Origin of the sequence: Mesorhizobium sp. M1399 (genome assembly GCF_040317735.1) — a bacterium.
Classification (GTDB): domain Bacteria; phylum Pseudomonadota; class Alphaproteobacteria; order Rhizobiales; family Rhizobiaceae; genus Mesorhizobium.
In genome coordinates this window covers 111,413-133,893 of the sequence record NZ_JAMYKZ010000002.1, presented here as the reverse complement: position 1 = coordinate 133,893, position 22,481 = coordinate 111,413, and the positions used below count along the sequence as shown (strand labels likewise).

Here is a 22,481-nt window from a genome sequence, read left to right as displayed (position 1 = left end):
AAGCGTGATTTGACGCGATAACATCACTGTTGACGTAACTTACTCGCATCTGCGATACCAGCGTCGGTCTTAGTCCCGGCAACGGGCCGTCCAAAGCCGTGGCCACGCGGCCGGTTTGTGGAGGAATTTCGATGACGATCAGTGCGGATGCGCAGGAATTGGCAGCGCTGCGGTCGCTTTCGGCCGTCATCGGCAGCGACCCGCATCTGACCCAGGCCGCCGGCGGCAATACCTCGCTGAAAGCCGGCGACACGCTCTGGATCAAGGCCTCCGGTACCTGGCTGAAGGACGCGCTTACCGCAGACATCATGGTGCCGGTCAGCATCCCGCCATTGCTTGAAGCCATCGAACGGCGCGACCCGGCCGCCGAACAGCCGCAGGCCTTCGCCATCGGCGCCCTCAATCCACGCGGCTTGCGTCCGTCGATCGAGACCACGGTGCATGCGCTGATGCCGCAGCGCATCGTTCTGCATGTCCACTGCGTCGAGACCATTTCGCTGGCAGTGCAGGCCGATTGCGAGGCCGAGATCGCCAGGCGGCTCGATGGCCACCAATGGGCGTATGTTCCTTATCGCCGGCCGGGGCTGCCGCTCGCCCAGGGCATCGCCGAGCGCCTGCGGCCAGGCGTAGACATCCTGATCCTCGGCAATCACGGCCTGGTCGTTGCAGCCGAGACCGTCGCCGCGGCCGACATGCTGCTACGGCGCGTAACCCGGCTCTTGGCGCGGCCGCCGCGCCAGGTGGCAGAACCGGACATCGTGGCGCTGACGGCGCTCGCCGGCGGCAGCGGCTACAGACTGCCGGCCGACGTCGAGGCGCATGCGGTGGCGATCGACCCCGAATGCTGCCGCATGGCGGCAGGGGGCAGCCTCTACCCCGACCACGTCATCTTTCTCGGCGAGGGTTCGGTCGTGGCGAGACCGGACGAGGATGTGAAGCGCGTGATCGAGCGCTGCGGCGCCGCACCCGTGGCGATCCTGTTTCCCGGCCTTGGCGTGCTGATGCGCGGCGACGCCGGCGCCGGCGCCGACGCCATGCAGGGCTGCCTCGCCGACGTGACGGCGCGGGTCGATGTCGCTGCGAAGCTGAATTATCTGACAGCGGCGGAGAATGACGAACTGATCAACTGGGACGCCGAAAAATATCGCCAGAAACTCAATGCCGGAGGCAGCTGACATGCCGCGTTCGTCAAGTCCGCTATCAACTGGCCCGCTTGCCATCGGCATCGACATCGGCACATCCGGCGCGCGCGCCGTCGCAATGCGCCCGGACTTTTCCATCGCCGCGCATTCCGCAATTGCCCTTGAGCGATTTGGGCTGAACGGCCGCGACCCCGCCGTATGGTGGGAGGCGGTCGGCGCGACGTTGGCGGAAGTGCTCAAATGTATCGATCGCGCGGCAGTGCTCTCGATCGCCGTCGACGGTACGTCGGGCACGCTGCTGCCGGTCGACGGCTCCGGGCGGCCGCTGGCCGAACCGCTGATGTACAACGACAAGGTCGCCGACGACATTATTCTGACTGCAATAGCCGGCGCGGCACCGGCAACGAGCGCTGCACTTGGGGCGACGTCCGGTCTCGCCAAGGCGCTGTCTTTCCAGCACCTGCCCGGCGTCGCCACTGTGCTGCACCAGGCCGACTGGATCGCCGGACAGTTTTCCGGCCGCTTCGATGTCAGTGACGAGAACAACGCGCTGAAAACCGGCTACGACGTCGAGGCCCGGCGCTGGCCGGACTGGATCGCGGCGACCGGCATGCGCATGGAATTCCTGCCCCGAATCGTGCGGCCGGGCGATGTCACGGGCACGCTCACCGCCAGCGTTGCGAAAATGTTCGGCCTGCCGCGCGACGTGGTTGTCGTCGCCGGCACCACCGATGGATGCGCGTCGTTCCTGGCGACCGGTGCGACTGCCGCGGGCGCCGGCGTCACCGCGCTCGGCTCATCGCTGACCATCAAGATCCTCTCCGACCGGCCGATCTCGGCGCCGCAATTCGGCATCTACAGCCATAGGCTGGGAAACACCTACCTGGCGGGCGGTGCCTCGAACTCCGGCGGCAAGGTGCTGGCCCAGCATTTCCCCGTCGCCCGCATTGTCGAACTCAGCAAAAAGATCGACCCGGCGACAGAGACCGGCCTCGATTATTACCCGCTGCCGGCGCCGGGCGAACGCTTCCCCATAGCCGATCCGGCGCTGCCGCCCCGCCTCGAGCCGCGGCCCGCCGACGACGCCGATTATCTGAAAGCGATGTTCGAGGGTATTGCGGCGATCGAAGCGCTCGGCTATCGCCGGCTTGCCGAACTCGGCGCACCCCGGCTTACATCGGTCAGGAGCGTCGGCGGCGGTGCGGCCAATCCGGCCTGGACGGCGATCCGGCAGCGCAAGCTTGGCGTCGCTCTCGTGCCGGCTCTTTCGGAGGAGGCCGCCGCCGGCACGGCGCGGCTGGCGCTGATGGGCGCAGGCGCAGCGGGGCTTTTATGACGGCCAAGATAATTCAGCACCTCGACGGCATCGCCGCGCTGGCCGAGCGCTATCAGGTGTTCCTGCTCGACCAATTTGGTGTGCTGCACGACGGCACCAGCGCCTATCCAGGCGCTATCGAAGCCTTGTCGGCACTCAAGCGCGCCGGCAAGACCATCGTGCTGATCTCGAATTCCGGCAAGCGGGCGCAACCCAATGAGCGCCGCCTGCTGAAGCTCGGCTTCGCACCGGGAAGCTGGGACCATTTTGTCTCCTCCGGCGAGGTGGCGTGGCGCTCCTTCCACGAAATGGCGGCATCGGGGACCCTGCGCCCGCAGACAAAATGCCTGCTGATCAGCCGCGATAATGACCGTTCGGCTGTCGACGGCCTGCCCTTCGTCCTGGCCAAGGACGGCGACGATGCAGAACTGGTACTGATTTCCGCCAGCGAGGGCGATCGCTACGACCTCGACCATTATCGCCGGCTTCTCGGTCCGGCGGCGAAGCGCCAGGTGCCGTGCTTCTGCACCAACCCCGACAAGATCATGCTGACTGCCGTCGGGCCTTGCTTCGGCGCTGGCCGGCTGGCCGATCTCTATGAGAACCTCGGCGGCAGCGTCACCCGCATCGGCAAGCCCTATCCGCAGATATTCGAGGCAGCGCTGGCGCTGGCGGGCAACCCGGAGCGCGGCAACGCGGTCTGCGTCGGCGACAGCGTCGAGCACGACATCGCCGGCGGCAACGGCGTCGGCGTCGCGACGACGCTGGTCCTGTCCGGCATATTGGCGGAGACACCTGATCTGGAGACTGTTTTCGCCACGCTGAACGCCCGCCCCGACTACATCGCGGATAGCTTCAGGTTTCGCTGAATTGTTAATGCGAGACAAAGCTAATCGAGGTTGAAACGCCCGATCACCGGCACATGGTCGGAGGGCCGCTCCCAGCCGCGCGCCGGCCGCAGGATTTCATAGCCGGCAAACTGCGGCACCAGGTTTGGCGACGACCAGATATGGTCGAGGCGGCGGCCGCGATTTGACGCCTGCCAATCCTGTGCACGATAGCTCCACCAGGTGTAGAGCTTCTCCTCGTAGGGCACATTGAGCCGCATCAGGTCGACCCAGTCGCCGGCGAGCCGCATCGCTTCGAAATTTTCCGTCTCGACCGGCGTATGGCTGACGACGTTGAGCAGCTGCTTGTGCGACCAGACATCGTGCTCGAGCGGCGCGATGTTAAGATCGCCGACCAGGATCGAGCCGGAAACCTCGTCATGCTCGGCGCGGACGGCGTTCATCTCGGCAACAAAATCGAGCTTGTGCTTGAACTTCCGGTTGACGGCCGGGTCGGGCTCGTCGCCGCCGGCCGGCACGTAGAAATTGTGCAGCAGGATCGCCTTGCCGCCAGCCTTGACGGTGACCGACAGATGCCGGCTGTCGTCGATCTCGCAGAAGCGGCGCTTTTCGACCACCTCGATCGGCCGCCGTGCCACCGTCGCAACGCCGTGGTAGCCCTTCTGGCCATGGAAGGCGATGTGCTCGTAGCCAAGCTTGCGGAACGCCTTCTCCGGAAACAATTCGTCAGGAACCTTGGTTTCCTGCAGGCAGAGCACGTCCGGCGCCTGCTCGACCAGCAGACGCTCGACGATCGGCATGCGCAGCCGGACGGAGTTGATGTTCCAGGTAGCGACGGAAAACGGCATGTGGGGTTCCGGACAACGCAAGATCCGCCGGATGGCCCGACGGAAGTCAATCGCGGAAACTACTGCCAGCCGCGCACCGCAAAAACAAGCCGGCCGCGCCTTGGGGGCGCGGCCCATGACTTTCCAGAAATATCAATACAGGAACCAAGCCCAAGGTGTGCTGAGATTCAGGTCAGGCCGAGTCGGAGTCGAAGACGGGCGCGAAGCGACCAGAATGGTGGATTCCGAGAACCGGAGCGGAGCGTACTTTTGGGTACGTGAGCACCGGCCTACGCCGGCCGTAGCCTTAACTGCCACGACCGCTCATGAGTGCTTTGGCCGGCGAAGGCCGGAAGCGCAGGAAACCGCCGTTGCAGGCCGGCATCACCTGAATATCGACACACCTTAGCGCGACTTGGTGTTCAGTTCCCGGTTGGCCGTATAGTCGATGGCAAAGGTGTCGGGCGCGAAACTGACGCCCTCCTTGGTGTTGAAGATCATCACCGTCGTGTCCTTGCCTTGCGCATCGGTGATGGTCCACTGCCGCAATTCATAGGATTTCGGATCGAACATCATGGTGATCTTCGAATTGCCGAACACCGATTTGTCGGCAAGCTGGATGGTGGTGAGATCGTTTTCTTCCTTAACGCTTCTGACGCGTCCGCCCGACAGATCGATCTTGTCGTCGAGCAGCAGCTTCAGCGGTGTCTTCGACAGCGGGTAGAGGTCGGAGGTCCGCAGCTTCTTGTTGAGGATGACCACCGACTTGCCGTCGGAAATCACCCTGAAATTCGAGGCGCCGTCATAGTTGAAGCGGATCTTGCCCGGCCGTTCCAGAAAGAACTTGCCGCCGGTCTGCTCGCCCTTTGGCCCGAACTGCACGAACTCGCCGCTCATCGATTTGACCGAGGAGAAATGATCGGCGATCTTCTGCGCCGTCGCCGGAACCGCTGCTTGCGCCGACGCCAGCAGCTGGAAGCCGGGCACGACGTTGACGGCCGCGGCACCGGCCAGGACCAGACCGAGCACCTGTCGGCGGGTTGGGGCGAAATCCCTGCTCGGGGCGAAAGATGCGTTTTTCATGCCGGTCACCATCATCTGATTGCTTGCTCGTTATATTGGTCTGGCCCCCCAGTTGGGCTTAAGTTTGGCGGGCGCGCAGCGCTCATCCGTTGCAACGCGCCGAGAGGTTCAAAGTTGCCGGCGCGGATGCGCTCTAGAACTTGTCGTCCTCCGTCGGCACCAGGATTTCGCGTTTTCCGGCATGGTTGGCCGGGCCGACAATGCCTTCCTTCTCCATCTTCTCGATGATCGAGGCGGCGCGGTTGTAGCCGATGCCGAGCCGGCGCTGGATGTAGCTGGTCGAGGCCTTGCCGTCGCGCAGCACCACCGCGACCGCCTGGTCGTAGGGATCGTCGGAATCCTCGAAATTGCCGCCGTCGCCGCTGCTGCCACTGCCTTTGCCCGACGGCTCATCATCATCCTTGTCGTCATCCTCGGTGATGGCGTCGAGATATTCCGGCACGCCTTGCAATTTCAGATGCGCGACGATCCTCTCCACCTCGTCGTCGGAAACGAAGGGACCGTGCACGCGCTGGATGCGGCCGCCGCCGGCCATGTAGAGCATATCGCCCATGCCGAGCAGCTGTTCGGCGCCCTGCTCGCCCAGGATGGTGCGGCTGTCGATCTTCGATGTCACCTGGAAGGAGATGCGGGTCGGGAAGTTGGCCTTGATGGTGCCGGTGATGACGTCGACCGACGGCCGCTGCGTTGCCATGATGACATGGATGCCGGCGGCGCGCGCCATCTGCGCCAGGCGCTGCACTGCGCCTTCGATGTCCTTGCCGGCGACCATCATCAGATCGGCCATCTCGTCGATGATGACGACGATGTAGGGCATCGGCTCGAGGTCGAGGTTCTCCGTCTCGTAGATCGCTTCACCGGTCTGGCGGTCGAAGCCGGTCTGCACGGTGCGCGAGATTCTTTCGCCTTTTTTCTCGGCCTGCTGCACGCGCGCGTTGAAACCGTCGATGTTGCGGACGCCGACCTTCGACATTTTGCGGTAGCGGTCCTCCATCTCTCGCACGGTCCATTTCAGCGCCACCACCGCCTTCTTCGGATCGGTGACCACCGGCGTCAGAAGATGCGGGATGCCGTCATAGACCGAGAGTTCCAGCATTTTCGGATCGATCATGATCAGCCGGCAGTCCTGCGGCGTCAGCCGATAGAGCAGCGACAGGATCATGGTGTTGATGGCGACGGACTTGCCCGAGCCGGTGGTGCCGGCGACCAGCACGTGCGGCATCTTGGCGATGTCGACGATGACCGCCTCGCCATTGATGGTCTTGCCCAGCGCCAGCGCCAGCTTGGCCTTGGTGGTCTCGAAATCGCGGCTGGCCATGATCTCGCGCAAATAGACGGTCTCGCGCCTGGCGTTCGGCAATTCGATGCCGATGGCGTTGCGGCCAGGCACCACGGCGACACGGCAGGCGATGGCGCTCATCGAGCGGGCGATGTCGTCGGACAGGCCGATCACCCGCGACGATTTGATGCCGGGCGCGGGTTCCAGCTCGTAAAGCGTGACGACCGGACCCGGGCGCACATGGATGATTTCGCCCTTGACGCCGAAATCCTCCAGCACGCCCTCGAGCAGGCGGGCGTTCTGCTCCAGCGCGTCCTTCGACAGGCTGGCGTCGCGCACCACGTTCTTCGGTTCCGACAGGAAATGCAGTGACGGCATCTCGAATTTTTCCGAGCCGATCAGCGAGGTCTGCGCCTCGCGCTGGACCCGGGCGCCGGGTGCCGGCCGCGGCGCCGGCGCCTCGACGCGTGTCGCCGCATCGGAACGGAAGTTCTGCACCTTCGCCGTCGGCGCGGCGCGGCGTTGGCCGGCCGGCTCGGGCGCGAAATCCATGTCGTCGTCATTGTCGTCGTTATCGAAGACATCGGCATCGTCGGGGTCGATCGAGGCACTGCGGTCGTTGACCATGGCGGCGAAGAATTCCGGCTCGACGCGGGCGCGCCCGCCCGGGCTCATCCGCGCCTCGGCGAACTCGGCCGATTCGACCCGTTCTGCCGCCCGCCGCCAGGCGCTGGCCCGCGGCTCCATCTCCGGCTCGAAATCGTCGCGCTCGCGCCGGCGCGCGGCGCGGCGACGCAGATAGGCCCGCAGCGACAGCCACCAATGGGTGATGGCGCCAAGCGCCAATATGCCTTCGTCGCCCTCGTCCTCTTCATTGTCGAAAAGCAGGTCGTCCTGCGGATCGGCAGCAGTGGGCTGATCAAGCACGGCAAAGCCGTTCTTGCGTGAAATCAGCGCCGAACCATACAGAAACAGCCCCAGCGCCGGTGCTGCAAGGAGCACGGCAAGCACGCTGGCGACGAGGCCGGTCGGATAGCCGCCGATGACCAGGCCGGGAATGTTGAGCACCATGTCGCCAAAGACGCCGCCGAGGCCGGTCGGCAGCGGCCAGGTCTTGGGCGGCATCACGCAGCCGGCAATTGCCGCGCCAAGCAGCGAAAACCCGAACCAGGCCAGCACCCGTTTCGGCAGCCGGTCGACGCCGCGCGCGGTAAACAGCAGAAATCCCCAGATCACCGCCGGCACCAGCGCCGCAACGGCGGCGAGTCCGAAGAACTGCATGGCAATGTCGGAAAAGACGGCGCCGGCATAACCCATTGCATTGGTGACGATATTATCGGTGGCGTGCGAGAAGCTCGGATCGGCGACGTTCCAGGTGGCAAGGGCGGCGACGCCGAAGCCAACCAGAGCAAACAGCCCGGCACCGACCAGCCGCCCGACCTGGCGCCTCGCGAACGCCCGGATGCCGTGCCCCGTATCGGCCAGCGCAAGCGGTGCTGAAGCCCCTGAACGCATGCTCTTCCTCGTCTGTCGTTGCCCGGCCGGGCGCGGACGCGCAACACGGCAGATTCGGCTGTCAGACTAGCGGCGGGAAGGTTAAGGGCGCATTAACCATGGGCAGCCTGCGTCTGCGGAACGGGCGCAGGATGTCATGCCTGACTTCCTGTTCAAACGCGGCGGTGATCCTGCGACAGGCATTGGCAACCACGCTGACTCGGCGAAAATGGCGGGCACGCTGGAGCCGCTGCGGCAGATGTTTCATCGCCGCCGGCGGATCGAGCACCTTGATCAAGCGATCGTGATCGAGCCGTCACGGCCATCCGCGCACAAAAAGAGGCCCGGAAGATTTCCGGGCCTCAAGGCGTGAGCCCTTGCGGGAGCATCACGACGGGATGGGACGTCGCGAGGCGGCCGAGGCCGCCCCGGACGAGCTTACGGGTGATAGGCCACTTCGCCGTGCGAGGTGAGATCGAGCCCCTCGCGCTCTGCATCGGCTGTCGGACGCAGGCCGACGATCAGGTCGACGATCTTGTAGAGGATCGCGCTGCCGATACCCGACCACAGGATTGTCACCAGCACACCCTTGAACTGCGACATCAGCTGGGTGGCCGTGCCGGCGTAGCCGGCGGCGAAGTCGGCTGTCGAGTAATCGACGATGCCGGCGCCGCCGAGAGCGGGATTGACCAGGATACCGGTGCCGAGCGCGCCGATGATGCCGCCGATGCAGTGGATGCCGAAAACATCGAGGCTGTCGTCGTAGCCGAACTTGTTCTTCACCACCGAGACGAAGAAGTAGCAGACGCAAGTGGCGACGAGACCGAGCACGATGGCGCCCATCGGTCCGGCAAAGCCGGCGGCAGGTGTCACGGCGACGAGGCCGGTGACAGCACCCGAAACGGCGCCAAGCATGGATGCTTTGCCGCGCAGCAGCGTTTCAAGCACGATCCAGGTCACTGCCGCCGCCGCCGTGGCGACAAACGTATTGACCATGGCCAGCACGGCATAGGCGTTCGCTTCCAGGTTCGAACCGGCATTGAAGCCGAACCAGCCGACCCACAGCAGCGAGGCGCCGACCATGGTCAGCGTCATCGAGTGCGGCGCCATGACGTCCTTCTGGTAGCCGATACGCTTGCCGATCATCAGCGCGCCGACAAGGCCGGCAATGCCCGCATTGATGTGAACGACGGTGCCGCCGGCGAAGTCGATGGCGCCGAAGCCGAAGATGAGACCCGACGGATCGCTATAAGCGCTCGGGCCGCCCCAGAACCACACCATGTGAGCGATCGGGAAGTATACGAAGGTGACCCAGAGGATGGTGAAAAGGATCACGGCGGAGAACTTGATGCGTTCGGCGAAGGCGCCGACGATCAGGGCAGGCGTGATGCAGGCGAAGGTCATCTGGAAGAGGACGAACACCAGTTCGGGAATGGCCACGCCCTTGGTGAAGGTTTCGGACACCGTCGTCACGTCGACGCCGGCCAGAAACATCTTGGAAAGGCCACCGACGAAGGCGTTGCCGGGGGTGAAGGCCAGGCTGTAGCCGTAGAAAACCCAGACGATCATGACCACGCTGGTGATGGTGAAGACCTGCATCAGCACCGACAGCATATTCTTGGCGCGAACCAGGCCACCGTAGAAAAGGGCAAGGCCGGGAATGGTCATCAGCAGCACCAGAATGGTGGAGATCATCATCCACGTCGTGTCGCCCTTGTCGACGGTGAATGCCGGCGCCGCTGCCGGTGCTGCCGGAGCCGCTTCCTGAGCGAACGCAGCAACCGTGCCCAGTGCAGCGAGAGCGAGCGAACCCAAAACGGCCGCGCGTCCCGTTATCTTCAAGGTGGAAGGAATATTCATTGAACTCTCCATTGGAATACGTGTCCGCGGCTCAAAGCGCGTCGGTGTCTGTTTCGCCGGTGCGAATGCGCACCGCCTGGTCGATGCCGAAAACGAAGATCTTGCCGTCGCCGATCTGGCCGGTCTTGGCCGCCGCGGTGATGGCTTCGACGGCCTTGTCGACCATGTCGACGGCGACCGCGACTTCGATCTTGATCTTCGGCAGGAAGCTGACCGCGTATTCCGCTCCGCGATAGATTTCCGTGTGCCCCTTCTGACGTCCGTAGCCTTTTACTTCGGTGACGGTCAGGCCTTGGATGCCGACTGCGGTGAGCGCCTCGCGCACCTCGTCGAGCTTGAACGGCTTTATGATTGCCATCACGATCTTCATAAGGTTTCACCCTTTGCTGTTGCGGGTCCCCGCGTTTGCACGACTTCGCCGATCCCCATGAGAGCCGGAGAGTGCCCGCTAGGATTCAAGCTCCGTGCCAATTGCCGAAGCAGGGTGTTAAGCTGTTGTTAAACAAGGAAATCGGGAAGGTTTGTCGGCTGCCTGTTCACAGTCGCGGCAATGCAACTGATTAAAAAATAGGCAAATTTAAAAAAATGCCTACTCCGCAGGCGGCCGCTTCAGCCGGATGAGTCCTTCTTGGGCAACCGAGGCGATCAACGTGCCGTCGCGGGCAAACAGCGAGCCGCGGGTAAAGCCACGCGATCCTTGCGTTGACGGGCTGTCCTGCGTGTACAGCATCCAGTCGTCGAGCGGATGGCTGCGATGGAACCACATGGCGTGGTCGAGGCTCGCTGCCTGGATGTCGCGATCGAAAATGGCGCGGCCATGGGCAAAGGTCGAGGTGTCGAGCAGCGTCATGTCGGAGAGGTAAGCGAGCACGGCCGCCTGCGTGGCGCGGTCGGCCGGCACCGGGCCGGTGGTGCGGATCCAGATGTTCTGCTTCGGCTCGAGCTTTTCCCGGCTGGTGTAATGCTTCAGCATCACCGGCTTCATCTCGATCGGCCGGTCGCGCTCCCAATAGCGCTTGATGCCATCGGGCACGGCTTCGCCGAACTTGCCCAGCAATTCGCGCTGCGACAGCAATGTGTCGGGCGCCGGCACGTCCTGCGGCATCGGCACCTGATGTTCCAGGCCGACCTCATCCTGCTGGAATGAGGCTTCCAGCGAAAAGATCGCCTGGCCGTGCTGGATCGCGACGACGCGGCGCGTGGTGAAGGAGCCGCCGTCACGGATGCGGTCGACCTCGTAGATGATCGGCACCTTGGTGTCGCCCGGTCGCATGAAATAGCCATGCAGCGAGTGCACATGGCGCTCGGCCTCGACCGTTCGCTGCGCGGCGACAAGCGCCTGGGCGATGGTCTGGCCGCCGAAGATGCGCTGCCAGTCGAGCTTGGGGCTGCGACCGCGATACAGGTTGTGTTCCAGCTGCTCGAGGTCGAGAATGCCGAGAAGCTCGTCCATGGCTGCCGTCATCTTGACCTCGCCGCAAAATTACCATGGCGGTTTCCGACAGGAACAGCGGGCAGTCAAGGGCGGAATGCCCGGCGACAGTCAGGCTGCGAAAGGAATTGCCATGGTGGACAGCAAAAATTCGCTCGACGTTCTGGTCGCCGGCGCCGGCTATATCGGCCTGGCCGCCGCCGTGTCGCTGAAGCAGGCGCGGCCGAGCCTCGCCGTTGCCGTCGTCGACGCAGCACCCGCCGGCGTCTGGCAGAAGGACGGCCGCGCCTCGGCGATTGCAGCCGCCGCGTGCCGCATGCTCGACCAGCTCGGCGTCTGGAACGAGATCGCGCCGGAGGCGCAGGCGATCACCGAAATGATCGTCACCGATTCGCGCACAACGGATCCGGTCCGTCCGGTGTTCCTCACCTTCGACGGCGAGGTCGCGCCCGGCGAACCCTTTGCGCATATGGTCGCCAACAAGGATTTGAACGGCGCCTTGCGCCGGCGCGCCGAACAGCTCGGCATCGGCATCATCGAGGGCGTCGCCGTCAGCGCCTTCGATACCAACGGCGCCGGCATCACCGTGCATCTTGCCGATGGCGCGACGCTTAAGGCGCGGCTGCTGGTCGCCGCCGACGGCGTCAACTCGAAGCTGCGCGACATGGCCGGCATCAAAACGGTGAAATGGGAGTATGGCCAGTCCGGCATCGTCTGCACGGTGGCGCATGAGCGGCCGCACAACGGCCGCGCCGAAGAGCATTTCCTTCCGGCCGGCCCCTTTGCCACGCTGCCACTCAAGCCGGGCAAGGACGGCACCAACCGTTCGTCGATCGTCTGGGTCGAACGGTCGCAGGATGCCGAAAAGCTGGTCGCGGGCGACACCCTGGTCCTGGAGTATGAGCTCGAGCATCGCTTTGGCCTCAAGCTCGGCGAAATCCATATCGCCGACAAGCCCCGCGCCTGGCCGCTCGGGCTGACCATTGCGCGCGCCTTCGTCGCGCCGCGCATCGCCTTGGCCGGCGACGCCGCCCACGGCATCCACCCGATCGCCGGCCAGGGCCTCAATCTGGGCTTCAAGGACGTGGCGGCACTTGCTGAGGTGGTGGTCGAGGCCGACCGGCTCGGCCAGGACATCGGCGCGCTCGACGTGCTTGAGCGCTACCAGCAATGGCGGCGCTTCGACACGGTGCAGATGGGCATCACCACCGATGTGCTGAACCGGCTGTTTTCCAACGATTTCGGCCCGCTGCGTACGTTGCGCGACGTCGGTCTTGGCCTTGTCGAACGCATGCCGCGGCTGAAGGGGTTCTTCATCCGCCAGGCGTCGGGTCTGTCCGGCGACACGCCGAAGCTGTTGAAGGGCGAGGCGATCTGATCCATCTCACAGACATGCCAGGATGTGTTGAGATTCAGGTCAGGCCGAGCCGGAGTCGAAGACGGGGCGCGAAGCGACCAACAGTGGCTTCCGAGAACCAGAGCGGAGCGTGCGTTTGGGTACGTGAGAATAGGAAGCGCAGGAAGCCACCCTTTGCAGGCCGGCATCACCTGAATATCAGCACACCCTAATTGACTTCAAAGCCCAGCTTCTGGCGCAGCCGGAGCATGCGCTGGTCGGAAATCTGCTGGCTTTGCACGCCGACTTCCGTGACACGGCTGACCATCTGCAGCAGATCGTTCCTTTCAGCCGCGTCGAGGCGTTCGCGCAGGAACGGTGCCAGCTTGTCGATGACGACCGTGGCGTCGTCGATTTGCGATGCCGCCCATTTGGCATAGATCACCGCTTCATCGGTCTGCTTTTTGTCGGCAATCTCCGAGATCACCGATCGAATGGCAGCTTCGCGTTGCGGCAGCACCGGACCATGTTCGGAAACGATGGCGGTGATCAGCGTCGCCGCCGCCACGACCGGATCGACGATCGCCGTCAACGGCGAGAGCGCCGCCTGCTTGCGCAGTTTCTTGCGGCGGACATTGCCCTGGACGCGGCCAACGACGTCGGCAACCTCACGCGCCGCGTCGTTCATGGTCTTCAGCCGGTACCACCAGAACGCCGCTGCCCCCAGCAGGCCGATTGCAGCAATCAATATATGCATGCCCAAGATCCCCCAATCTCGGGCGACGATAAGAGAAGTGTTGCTTCGCTTCAACACGCAAAAGTTGCGTCAATCGAAGAAAACAAAAGCCTGCGCCAGTCGCCGGCCGCCGACATCTCTACGACCCCGGCACATTGTAGATCGCCCGCACCTCGATCGTGCCGATTTCTGCCAGCGGAATGCCGCCGGCGATCTCCAGCGCCTCGTCGACGTCCCCGGCCTCGATCATGACGAAACCGAGCAACTGCTCCTTGGTCTCGGCGAAGGGGCCGTCCGTGACCAGCCGCTTGCCTTTGCGCCGGCGCACGGTTTTCGACGTCTGCACCGATTGCAGCGCCTGCGCGATGATCAGCCGGCCGCTTTGTGCCACCGACCTGTCATAGGCCAGCGAATCGGCGTCGAGCTTGGCCAGCCTCGCAGGCGTCATTGCGTAGAGATCTTTTTCTTCACCGTAGACCAGGCAAACGTATTTCATCTTTACCTCCATTCCTGGGTTGAAGCGGCAGCCGAGGCTAGGGAAATCTCGGCCGCGCCTTTGCCCGCTGTATGATCGAGCCCCGCTGCATAATCCAGAAAGGACACCGCAATCCCGATAATGGCAATCGCCGCAAGCAGCCGGCCGAAGCCGGAAGGCGGCACGCGCGACCAGTCGGCTTGTTGTTCACCGGCCCTGTGGCTGGTGTTTGTCCAGTGAGCAGAAAATAGATTGTTCATGTGGTCCTCCATCCGGCCACCAATTCCATGGCCGCCCGCAGGACGGCCGGGACAGGGGAAAGTCGACATTTTTGCACGCGTATTTTTTTTGAATTTTTTGCCCGAGCGATTTTTTGCCTGACCATGATGTGTCACGCTGCCGCCGATACGAAAGCGCGGGTGGCCTTCGCTCCAGCGCGCGCTATAGTCGACTGGATGCCGATCACGGGCTCAATCACGACAATCAAGGAGGAATTGATGGACCGCACCGCCAACGCCGTTTGGAAAGGCACTTTCAAGGAAGGCAAAGGCACGCTCGAAACCCAGAGCGGGACGCTGAAAGGTACGCCCTATTCTGCCAAGATGCGTTTTGAGGACGAGAGCGGCAAATCCGGCACCAACCCGGAAGAGCTGATCGCCGCCGCCCATGCCGGCTGCTACGCCATGCAGCTTTCGCATTTCCTCGCCGAGAACGGCACTCCGGCTGCCGAGCTCGACGCCAAGGCCGTGGTAACGCTGGTCCCCGGCACCGGCATCACCGGCAGCGCGATCACGCTGGTCGGCAAGGTGCCGGGCATCGATGCCGCCAAGTTCAAGGAACTGGCCGAAAAGGCCAAGGCCGAATGCCCAGTCTCGAAAGCGCTCGGCGCCATCAAAGTATCGCTCGACGCCAGGCTCGGGTGAGTCTGCATCGAACAGCCGGTCGATGATTGGCGACAGCATAGCGGCCATCCAATCTCCCTTGCGGGGGGCTGGCAGGATAGAGGGAAGATCGCGGCTTTATTCCAGCTTGGGTTGCTCGCCCCACGACAGTGGGAGAGGTGTCTCGGCGAAGCCGAGACGGAGAGGGGAACCGCGCTCTATGAAGCCCCCTCTCCGGCCGTTTCGCGGCCACCCCGCTTCGCGGTGGGCGAGGAACCCAGTCTTGAGAGGTCGGGGGCCTCGCCCCACGGGCTCCCATCATGCCCGGGCGTGACCCAATGTCAGTTCTTTAAGGCCGCAGCGCGCACGTCCGACGGCGTCGCGTCATAGCGCCGCCGGAACGCCCGGTTGAAATAGGAAAGGTCGTTGAAGCCGACCTCGAAGGCGATTGCAGTGATGCTGCGGCCGGCATGAGAAGGATCGGCTAGCATGCGATGCGCGCGCACTAACCGCTGGCGCAGCATGAAGTCCGACAGCGACGTGCCTTCGCTCTCGAACAGCTTTCGCACATAGCGGGCGCAGAGATGGTGGCGGGCGGCGATGTCTTCGGCGGACAGCTCGCCGTGCCCGCCATGGGCGACGATATCGGCCTTGATGGCGCGCAATCGCGCCACCCGCACGCCGCGGCCACGCGCGATTTCGGCGGCATCCCTGGTCGCCCCCATGGCAAGCGCGGCAAGGTCGAAAATGTGAGTCGCGGCCAGCTGCCAGGTTTCCGGCGTCAGCGCATCGTCTGCATCCTGGATCGACTGGACATAGTCGAGCAGCAGCCGCATCGCCCCGCTCGTGGTCGGCAACGGCTGCATAAGCACCGAAGCCGGATCGCCGATCAGCGGCGAAAGCTGCCTCAGCGAGAAGCTCATATTGACGAAGCGCATGCCGCCGGGCTGGATGAGGTTGAGGCCGACCTCTTCGCCGCTCATCATCAGCGCCCGGCCGTTGCCGATCGGTTCCTCGCGGCCGCGATGCTTCATGACGCTCGCGCCATCGAGCGCCGCCAACAGGATGAGGTCGTCGCTGTCGATCAGCGGCATCGAGTGATGCGCCCGGAATTCCGAGGAGGTGCCGGTGGCAATGCCGAGGCCGGGCAGCGCACGCACCTTCATGTCGACATGCGTCGGTGCGAGCGGATCGAGATCGACCTTGAGGACCGTGCGGCCGTAGACCTGGCGCATCACCTCGACGCGATCCTGCTCCGGAAACGCGTCCGTCATCAGCCTGAATGAGGTCGTCGCATTCATCGGCATCCCCCAGCCCGAGAGCGCGCTGATATGCGCCGAGCCCCCTGAAACGTCAATACAGGGCCGTTTAGGCCGTTTTTAGGGCCGTCTCGTCCAAGCCGGCTTGTCTCCATCGGACGTAGTTTGCAGCCCGTTTCCAAAACCGGAAATCCATCGGCAATGACCACAGGGGGTTCGATGTATCACCTGCAACTGTTCAGGACGCTGTCGGCGCTCGCCTCGGCGGGCTTTAATCCGCGCGTCTATCTCCTGTCGCTTGCGCTCGGAAAAACCGCCACCCATGATCGCGACCTAAAGCTGCCACCACGCATCGGGGAGCGTCAGCCATGAGCCTGCGATATGCCTTTTTGGCGGCGCCGATGCTGTGCCTTGGCCTTTCCGGCTGCGTCGGCCTCAATCCGATTTCCGCGGCTGTCGGCCTCGGCGGCATGGCGGCGGCAAACTCCATCGGCATGGCGCAATCGGGTGTCATCAGCCCGCAGGAGCAGGCGAAATATGCCGGCATGTCCTGTGCCGAGTTGCGGCAACAGGCCGCCGGCTACGAGGAGGCCAGGAACCATGGGCCTTCGCCGAAGAAATATGGCGGCATGGCACCGCCTGGCAAAACAGCGATCGTCAACAATGTCATAGCCACGCGGCTTGCCCATCTGCACAAGCTTATCGCGAGCAAGGGATGCTGACCGGCTCCTCACCCGCGCGCCTGGCGGTTTTTGTCACACTGGCGGGCCTGACCGGTTGCCTGGCCGTCGGCCCGGCCGATGCCGCCGGCCAAGGCAAGGGGCAGACAGCCCGTTCGCGCCAGGGCTCGATACCACCAGCACTTGTCGGCAAATGGGGTGCAAATGGGGCTTTGCAGTCGCCAGCGGCGATTATTGCACGACGCTCGGCCACTGTGCGCCGGGCAGCGGCGGCAGCATCTCCTTCACCTTCGGCGCCAACGGGCGCACGCAATATGCGCTGTTCGAATCCTCGCTGGTCGACGGCTGCGGCCAGATCCAGTCGCTGACGCTGAAGACGGGCACGACGACCGTGCACGGCTCGACGCTGGTCTTCACGCCTAAGGCCGGAACCTACAAATCCGTCAATGGCTGCCGGCCCGATCTGACCGGCACCTGGAAGTTCGGCGCCGGCGACCTGAAGCCGGTCTCGCTGAGCTGGCAGTTGAATGGCCGGCAGTTGCGGCTGGTCGATCCGGGAGGCGAGGCGAGCGGCGTCCACAGCAGGAGATGAGGTCGCGATTCAGTGCCCCTCGCCGGTCAGCGCGTCGAGGCGGGCGCGCAATGCCGCGACCTCCTGCTCGAGGGCCTGCACGCGCATTTCCAGATTCGAGGCCGGCAAGGGCGATTGCTGGGGCGCCGCGGCAGCCGACAGCTGCACCGGCCCGCTGAGCAGTTGGACATAACGGTCCTCGCGCTGGCCCGGGCCGCGGTCGATCTGCTGCACCAGCGGCGGCCTGCGGCCGATCAGCAGATCGAGATTGCCGCGGAGCTCGTCGATCGACGGCAGCCGCGCCATGCGCTCGCTTCGTGCCAGCAATTCATAAGCCGTCTGCGGGCCGCGCAGCAGCAACAGGCCGAGCAGCGTGATCTGCGCCGAGGTCAGGGAAAAGCGCTGCGCCACGACATGCTCGTAGCGCTCGACGCGCGACGCGAACACCTGCCTGACCAGGCCCTTCTGCTCCAGCTGGCCAAGCGCCCTTCTAACCTCGGCAAGCTCGACCGACATTACCGGCTCGCGCGCCGTCTTCTGGTTGGCCGCGGCAAGTGCCGCATTGAGCGTCAGCGGATAGACGTCGGGCGTCAGCTCCTTCTTCTCGATCAGGCAGCCGAGCACACGCGCCTCGATGGGGGAGAGGATGGGAAGCTCATCGCTCATTGAAGTTCAGCCTCCCGGCGGTAAAAGTCGGTTGCAAGGACACGGTTTCGCGCCTGGCGGGCTTCATCCCGGATCACGCCGGCAAGGTTCATTTCGTGGTGACCATAGCGCGCCTCAAGATAGCGCGCGATCGCCGTCGGGATGAGACCGGTCCCATTTCCCGCGTCTGGCTTTTGCGGTCGATCAGGCTGCGGATTTCATCGCTTGCCTGCGCTGGCATCTCGATCTGGTCGATGCACTCGCCAAGGTTCATCGGCGGTAGACCGGCGAGGCCGCGCTGCTCCATCCAGTCCAACGCGACCAGTGGTCGAATGAGATAGAACAGCTTCTTCAGCTTCACCTCGCCGGAAAAGCTGCCGATCTTGGCAACATGTGAACGCGCCAGGCCGAGATAGTGACGCGCTACTTTTGCCGGATCGACGATCTCGGCAAGCAGGTCGAGAAGGCGCCGCCGAAATCCCGTGACCTCTTCGTAGACGATTGATGATTTTGCCCATTCGACGATGACGGCATTGCCGCCGAGCCCGAGCAGCAAGGCCTTGCGCAGATCCCAGCCGCCGGCATCGATCTCGCCTTCGATGGGAAATTCGATCACGTCGCGTGCCTGTTCCAACACAAGGTGATCCGATGCCGGCCTGACATAGACGAAACGGCAGTCATAGTCGCTGTCGGGAGACGGGAACCCCCCAGGCGCGGCTGCCGCTTTCGATGGCGAACAGGATCGTCACGCCTTGCGTTCGCACGACATCGAGTCGCGCCCGGATCGCCGCGACGGCGTCAGATGAAAAATCGGCAGGTAGCTGCTTCATCTGCTGCTAAACCCGTCGCTCCACCATCATCTTCTTGATCTCGGCGATCGCCTTGGCCGGGTTGAGCCCCTTGGGGCAGGTCTGGGCGCAGTTCATGATCGTGTGACAGCGATAGAGCCGGAACGGGTCTTCGAGATTGTCGAGCCGCTCGCCCGTTGCCTCGTCCCTGGAATCGATCAGCCAGCGATAGGCCTGCAGCAGCGTCGCCGGGCCGAGATAGCGCTCGCCGTTCCACCAGTAGCTCGGGCAGGAGGTCGAGCAGCAGGCGCACAATATGCACTCGTAGAGCCCGTCGAGCTTTTCGCGGTCCTCATGGCTCTGCAGCCATTCCTTGGCCGGCTCGGGCGACACCGTCTTCAACCACGGCTCGATCGAGGCGTGCTGGGCGTAGAAATTGGTGAGGTCGGGCACAAGGTCCTTGACCACTTGCATGTGCGGCAGCGGGTAGACCTTGATCGCGCCGGAAATGTCGTCGCAGCCCTTGGTGCAGGCCAGCGTGTTCGACCCGTCGATGTTCATGGCGCAGGAGCCGCAAATGCCTTCGCGGCAGGAACGGCGCAGCGTCAGCGTCGGGTCGATCTTGTTCTTGATCCAGAGCAGCGCGTCGAGCACCATCGGCCCGCAATCGTCCATGTCGACGAAATACGTGTCCATGCGCGGGTTCTCGTCATCGTCCGGCGACCAGCGATAGATGCGGTATTCGCGCAGGTTGGTCGCGCCCTCCGGCTTCGGCCAGGTTTTTCCGGCCATGATCTTCGAGTTTTTCGGAAGCGTGAGTTCGACCATTATCTCAGGTCCTTTCGGATGACGAGCTTCAGCCCGGACCAGATCCCGTTTATGGCGGCGACCTTGACGTCGACGAGGTCGAGCTTCAGCGCCTCGGGGCGGATAACGTCCTCGGTGACGTCGGTCGGCACTTTCGATGCCTTCTTTGGCCACGACACCCAAACCATGCCGTGCCGCTTAATCGCCGCTTCTACGTCGCCAAGACGGTCCTCGATTTCGACACGCCGCCGGGCGAAAGCATGCACGGCATCGTATTTCTCATGAACGCCTGAAATCGCTGACCAGTTGGCCAGCCGGTCGAGCTCGGCAAAGTCCACTGCTTCGGCAAGGTCGTCCAGCTCGGGCGGCAAGGCGACGAAGGCGGCAATCATCCCGTCCTTCAGGCCGAGCTTGGCCGGAAGGGGCGTGCCGGAATATCCCGTTGTCGTCAACGCCACCCTATTTCTCCGCGTGAACGTAAAGGGAATTTACGAATCCCGTACAACTGCCGTATACGCGCACTTCCACGGCTTTCCCCACGATTTGCCTTCTCGCGGCCCGGGCTGGCAAATGCCCGTCCCCTACCACGCAACTAACCGGCCCGTTGCCTTTCTCGAACCAAAACCTGTTTGACGATTGCGCGCTGGAGGCGTCCCTCCAAACCGGGATGTCGTTCACTGACTTTGATATTTTATCAGCGTTATCATAAACATAGACGGTATCAGCCGACGTTGCGCAGCCGCTGACGGCAATGGAAAGCATCGCGACCGCCAGCAGCCTCATCTCAATACACCCTGGCCTTTGGCGCGATTTTGGCCGGATTGATGCCGCCGTCTGCCTCCTTGAGCAGCGTCTCGGTGTGCACCGGCCGGTAGCTGAGCGCCACCTCGCCGGCCTCGTTGAGCCGGGCCAGCGTGTGCTTGCGCCAGTTCGCGTCGTCGCGGGCCGAAAAGTCCTCCCGCGCGTGCGCCCCGCGGCTTTCCTTGCGCGCTTCGGCGCCATAGACGGTGGTGATAGCGTTGGCCATCAGGTTTTCCAGCTCCAGCGTCTCGACCAGGTCGGAGTTCCAGATCATCGAGCGGTCGAACACCTTGACGTCGCCGAGTTCACCCCAGATCTGCGAAATGCGCCTGCAGCCGCTTTCCAGCGATTCCTGGGTGCGGAACACCGCAGCGTCCTCCTGCATCGCCTTCTGCATCTTTTCGCGTAAAACCGCTGTCGGCGTCGAGCCGTTGGCGTGCCGCAGCCGGTCGAAGCGGTCCATGATCTTTTCGACGGCGGCCTCGTTTGGCGAGGGGATCGCCGATGTGCGGTCGATCACCTTGCCGGCCCGGATCGCCGCCGCACGGCCGAACACCACCAGGTCGATCAGCGAATTCGAACCCAGGCGGTTGGCGCCGTGCACCGAGGCGCAGCCGGCCTCGCCGACGGCCATCAGCCCGGGCAACACCTGGTCCGGGTTCAAGGCGGTCGGGTTGAGCACCTCGCCCCAGTAATTGGTCGGCACGCCGCCCATATTGTAATGGACGGTCGGCAGCACCGGGATCGGCTCCTTGGTCAGGTCGACGCCGGCAAAGATCTTTGCCGATTCCGAAATACCCGGAAGCCTCTCGTGCAGCACGGCCGGGTCGAGATGGTCGAGATGCAGGAAGATGTGGTCCTTCTTCGGGCCGACACCACGGCCTTCGCGGATCTCCAGCGTCATGCAGCGCGAGACCACGTCGCGCGAAGCAAGGTCCTTGGCCGACGGTGCGTAGCGCTCCATGAAGCGCTCGCCTTCGGAATTGACGAGATAGCCGCCCTCGCCGCGCGCGCCCTCGGTGATCAGGCAGCCGGCGCCGTAGATGCCGGTCGGGTGGAACTGCACGAACTCCATGTCCTGCAGCGCCAGGCCGGCGCGTGCGGCCATGCCGCCGCCATCGCCGGTGCAGGTATGCGCCGAGGTGGCCGAGAAATAGGCGCGGCCATAGCCGCCGGTCGCCAGCACCACCATCTTGGCCGAAAAACGGTGGATGGTGCCGTCGTCGAGGTTCCAGGCGACGACGCCGGTGCAGGTGCCGTCCGGCTCCATGATCAGGTCGAGCGCGAAGTACTCGATGAAAAACTGCGCATTGTGCTTCAGCGACTGACCGTACAGCGTATGCAGCATGGCGTGGCCGGTGCGGTCGGCGGCAGCGCAGGTGCGCTGCACCGGCGGCCCTTCGCCGAAATTCATCATCATGCCGCCGAACGGCCGCTGGTAGATTTTCCCGTCCTCGGTGCGGCTGAAGGGAACGCCGTAATGCTCGAGTTCATAGACCGCCGCCGGCGCCTCGCGCACCATGTATTCCTGCGCGTCGGTATCGCCCAGCCAATCCGAGCCCTTGACCGTGTCGAAGAGATGCCACTGCCAGTTGTCGGGGCCCATATTGGCGAGCGAGGCGGCGATGCCGCCCTGAGCGGCGACCGTGTGCGAGCGCGTCGGGAAAACCTTGGTGATGCAGGCGGTGCGCAGGCCCTGCTCGGCCATGCCGAGCGTCGCACGCAGGCCGGCACCGCCGGCGCCGACGACCACGACGTCGAATTTGTGGTCGACATAGCTATAGGCGGAAGCCGTATTGGCGTTCTTCGCGTCCTTGGCCAAAAATCAGCCTCCAAATGCCAGTTTAAGCAGCGCGAAGACCGAAGCGACGCCGACGACTACGGGAAAGAATGTGTTGAGCGCGAGCAGCGCCAACCTGGTGCCCTCGCCATGCACATAGTCTTCGATGATCGCGTGCATGCCGAGCCGCATGTGGTAGAGCACCGACAACAGCACCAGCGCCAGCACCAGTGCCACGAACGGATTGGCAAGTGCGGCGCGCACCTCGAGATAGCTGGCGCCGTTGAGTGCGATCAGGAAGCCGACGAAGAACAGGACAAGCGGGATGTTGGAGATCGCCGTCAGCCGCTGGCGCCAGAAATGGCCGGTGCCCTCGCGGGCCGAACCGAGGCCGCGGACCTTGGCCAGCGGCGTGCGCATGTCGGTGTTCTTGCCGCTCATC

Annotated in this window: 25 protein-coding genes and 1 pseudogene; 9 read left to right on the top strand and 17 right to left on the bottom strand. The window is 63.9% G+C overall.

Annotated features, from left to right (window positions below; translation table 11 throughout):
- Positions 1 to 131 precede the first annotated feature (131 nt).
- From NKH05_RS03125 to NKH05_RS03115, 3 genes are read left to right on the top strand one after another with little or no spacing between them, the layout of a single operon-like run.
- Positions 132 to 1,175: a class II aldolase/adducin family protein gene (locus NKH05_RS03125; protein WP_353025019.1), complete on the top strand. Its 1,044-nt coding sequence runs from the start codon at positions 132 to 134 to the stop codon at positions 1,173 to 1,175.
- A 1-nt stretch (position 1,176) separates the two neighbouring features.
- Positions 1,177 to 2,478 (top strand): FGGY-family carbohydrate kinase, encoded by a 1,302-nt coding sequence (locus NKH05_RS03120; protein ID WP_352494075.1) that lies wholly within the window; start codon positions 1,177 to 1,179, stop codon positions 2,476 to 2,478.
- Complete coding sequence (locus NKH05_RS03115) at positions 2,475 to 3,326, top strand: TIGR01459 family HAD-type hydrolase (protein WP_023721395.1); 852 nt, start codon at positions 2,475 to 2,477, stop codon at positions 3,324 to 3,326. Before NKH05_RS03120 ends, NKH05_RS03115 begins: the two co-directional genes overlap by 4 nt.
- A gap of 20 nt (positions 3,327 to 3,346) precedes the next feature.
- Here NKH05_RS03115 and NKH05_RS03110 read toward each other — a convergent pair whose 3' ends face one another.
- The 3 genes from NKH05_RS03110 to NKH05_RS03100 form a co-directional block, all read right to left on the bottom strand.
- Positions 3,347 to 4,153, bottom strand: coding sequence for an exodeoxyribonuclease III (locus tag NKH05_RS03110; RefSeq protein ID WP_023721396.1), 807 nt, complete (start codon positions 4,151 to 4,153; stop codon positions 3,347 to 3,349).
- A 384-nt stretch (positions 4,154 to 4,537) separates the two neighbouring features.
- Positions 4,538 to 5,215 (bottom strand): outer membrane lipoprotein carrier protein LolA, encoded by a 678-nt coding sequence (locus tag NKH05_RS03105; RefSeq protein ID WP_023721397.1) that lies wholly within the window; start codon positions 5,213 to 5,215, stop codon positions 4,538 to 4,540.
- 133 nt (positions 5,216 to 5,348) lie between these two features.
- Positions 5,349 to 8,009: an FtsK/SpoIIIE family DNA translocase gene (locus NKH05_RS03100; protein WP_353025017.1), complete on the bottom strand. Its 2,661-nt coding sequence runs from the start codon at positions 8,007 to 8,009 to the stop codon at positions 5,349 to 5,351.
- A 136-nt stretch (positions 8,010 to 8,145) separates the two neighbouring features.
- Here NKH05_RS03100 and NKH05_RS03095 point away from each other — a divergent pair, with 136 nt between their 5' ends.
- A complete protein-coding gene (locus NKH05_RS03095) occupies positions 8,146 to 8,361 on the top strand; it encodes a hypothetical protein (RefSeq protein ID WP_352481027.1) in 216 nt (71 codons plus the stop codon).
- Positions 8,362 to 8,426: 65 nt separating this feature from the next.
- On the opposite strand, the gene NKH05_RS03090 is transcribed toward NKH05_RS03095, so the two are convergent.
- From NKH05_RS03090 to tesB, 3 genes are all read right to left on the bottom strand, one after another.
- Positions 8,427 to 9,848, bottom strand: a complete 1,422-nt coding sequence (locus NKH05_RS03090) for an ammonium transporter (RefSeq protein WP_352481028.1) — start codon at positions 9,846 to 9,848, stop codon at positions 8,427 to 8,429.
- A gap of 31 nt (positions 9,849 to 9,879) precedes the next feature.
- Complete coding sequence (locus tag NKH05_RS03085) at positions 9,880 to 10,218, bottom strand: P-II family nitrogen regulator (RefSeq protein ID WP_023679755.1); 339 nt, start codon at positions 10,216 to 10,218, stop codon at positions 9,880 to 9,882.
- A gap of 219 nt (positions 10,219 to 10,437) precedes the next feature.
- A complete protein-coding gene (gene tesB, locus NKH05_RS03080; RefSeq protein ID WP_023722686.1) occupies positions 10,438 to 11,313 on the bottom strand; it encodes an acyl-CoA thioesterase II in 876 nt (291 codons plus the stop codon).
- A 100-nt stretch (positions 11,314 to 11,413) separates the two neighbouring features.
- Between tesB and NKH05_RS03075 the strand changes: the two genes are divergently transcribed.
- Positions 11,414 to 12,658 carry a ubiquinone biosynthesis hydroxylase gene (locus NKH05_RS03075; RefSeq protein WP_352481120.1) on the top strand — a complete coding sequence of 415 codons (1,245 nt, stop codon included), beginning with the start codon at positions 11,414 to 11,416 and terminating at the stop codon, positions 12,656 to 12,658.
- A 187-nt stretch (positions 12,659 to 12,845) separates the two neighbouring features.
- Here the strand turns inward: NKH05_RS03075 and NKH05_RS03070 are convergent, their stop codons facing one another.
- The 3 genes from NKH05_RS03070 to NKH05_RS03060 form a co-directional block, all read right to left on the bottom strand.
- Complete coding sequence (locus NKH05_RS03070) at positions 12,846 to 13,373, bottom strand: hypothetical protein (RefSeq protein WP_353025015.1); 528 nt, start codon at positions 13,371 to 13,373, stop codon at positions 12,846 to 12,848.
- Between the two features lie 118 nt (positions 13,374 to 13,491).
- Positions 13,492 to 13,848, bottom strand: coding sequence for a YciI family protein (locus NKH05_RS03065; protein WP_031195230.1), 357 nt, complete (start codon positions 13,846 to 13,848; stop codon positions 13,492 to 13,494).
- 2 nt (positions 13,849 to 13,850) lie between these two features.
- A complete protein-coding gene (locus tag NKH05_RS03060) occupies positions 13,851 to 14,087 on the bottom strand; it encodes a hypothetical protein (protein WP_352481030.1) in 237 nt (78 codons plus the stop codon).
- 237 nt (positions 14,088 to 14,324) lie between these two features.
- On the opposite strand from NKH05_RS03060, the gene NKH05_RS03055 reads away from it, so the two are divergent.
- A complete protein-coding gene (locus NKH05_RS03055) occupies positions 14,325 to 14,750 on the top strand; it encodes an OsmC family protein (RefSeq protein ID WP_031195232.1) in 426 nt (141 codons plus the stop codon).
- 299 nt (positions 14,751 to 15,049) lie between these two features.
- On the opposite strand, the gene NKH05_RS03050 is transcribed toward NKH05_RS03055, so the two are convergent.
- The gene (locus NKH05_RS03050; protein WP_352856373.1) at positions 15,050 to 16,009 is read right to left on the bottom strand and encodes a helix-turn-helix transcriptional regulator; all 960 of its coding nucleotides are present in this window, start codon (positions 16,007 to 16,009) and stop codon (positions 15,050 to 15,052) included.
- Positions 16,010 to 16,168: 159 nt separating this feature from the next.
- Between NKH05_RS03050 and NKH05_RS03045 the strand changes: the two genes are divergently transcribed.
- The 3 genes from NKH05_RS03045 to NKH05_RS03035 all read left to right on the top strand — a co-directional run bounded on the left by NKH05_RS03045 (position 16,169) and on the right by NKH05_RS03035 (position 17,239).
- Complete coding sequence (locus NKH05_RS03045; protein WP_352481032.1) at positions 16,169 to 16,339, top strand: hypothetical protein; 171 nt, start codon at positions 16,169 to 16,171, stop codon at positions 16,337 to 16,339.
- On the top strand, positions 16,336 to 16,689 hold the full coding sequence (locus NKH05_RS03040; protein WP_352481033.1) for a hypothetical protein: 354 nt from the start codon (positions 16,336 to 16,338) through the stop codon (positions 16,687 to 16,689). The genes NKH05_RS03045 and NKH05_RS03040 overlap by 4 nt, the downstream gene beginning before the upstream one ends.
- A gap of 151 nt (positions 16,690 to 16,840) precedes the next feature.
- Positions 16,841 to 17,239 (top strand): hypothetical protein, encoded by a 399-nt coding sequence (locus NKH05_RS03035; RefSeq protein ID WP_352588052.1) that lies wholly within the window; start codon positions 16,841 to 16,843, stop codon positions 17,237 to 17,239.
- A gap of 9 nt (positions 17,240 to 17,248) precedes the next feature.
- Here NKH05_RS03035 and NKH05_RS03030 read toward each other — a convergent pair whose 3' ends face one another.
- The 7 genes and pseudogenes from NKH05_RS03030 to sdhD form a co-directional block, all read right to left on the bottom strand.
- The gene (locus NKH05_RS03030) at positions 17,249 to 17,884 is read right to left on the bottom strand and encodes a YceH family protein (RefSeq protein ID WP_353025013.1); all 636 of its coding nucleotides are present in this window, start codon (positions 17,882 to 17,884) and stop codon (positions 17,249 to 17,251) included.
- Between the two features lie 88 nt (positions 17,885 to 17,972).
- Positions 17,973 to 18,509 (bottom strand): annotated as a pseudogene (locus NKH05_RS03025) (nucleotidyltransferase domain-containing protein); the annotation flags it as partial.
- 31 nt (positions 18,510 to 18,540) lie between these two features.
- Positions 18,541 to 18,693, bottom strand: coding sequence for a DNA polymerase beta superfamily protein (locus NKH05_RS03020; protein ID WP_352588046.1), 153 nt, complete (start codon positions 18,691 to 18,693; stop codon positions 18,541 to 18,543).
- A 6-nt stretch (positions 18,694 to 18,699) separates the two neighbouring features.
- Positions 18,700 to 19,479 carry a succinate dehydrogenase iron-sulfur subunit gene (locus tag NKH05_RS03015; RefSeq protein ID WP_023722699.1) on the bottom strand — a complete coding sequence of 260 codons (780 nt, stop codon included), beginning with the start codon at positions 19,477 to 19,479 and terminating at the stop codon, positions 18,700 to 18,702.
- The gene (locus NKH05_RS03010; protein WP_352643749.1) at positions 19,479 to 19,916 is read right to left on the bottom strand and encodes a DUF3052 domain-containing protein; all 438 of its coding nucleotides are present in this window, start codon (positions 19,914 to 19,916) and stop codon (positions 19,479 to 19,481) included. The genes NKH05_RS03015 and NKH05_RS03010 overlap by 1 nt, the downstream gene beginning before the upstream one ends.
- A 326-nt stretch (positions 19,917 to 20,242) precedes the next feature.
- On the bottom strand, positions 20,243 to 22,081 hold the full coding sequence (sdhA, locus tag NKH05_RS03005; protein WP_352643748.1) for a succinate dehydrogenase flavoprotein subunit: 1,839 nt from the start codon (positions 22,079 to 22,081) through the stop codon (positions 20,243 to 20,245).
- Positions 22,082 to 22,084: 3 nt separating this feature from the next.
- Positions 22,085 to 22,480 carry a succinate dehydrogenase, hydrophobic membrane anchor protein gene (gene sdhD, locus NKH05_RS03000; RefSeq protein ID WP_353025012.1) on the bottom strand — a complete coding sequence of 132 codons (396 nt, stop codon included), beginning with the start codon at positions 22,478 to 22,480 and terminating at the stop codon, positions 22,085 to 22,087.
- Position 22,481 lies beyond the last annotated feature (1 nt).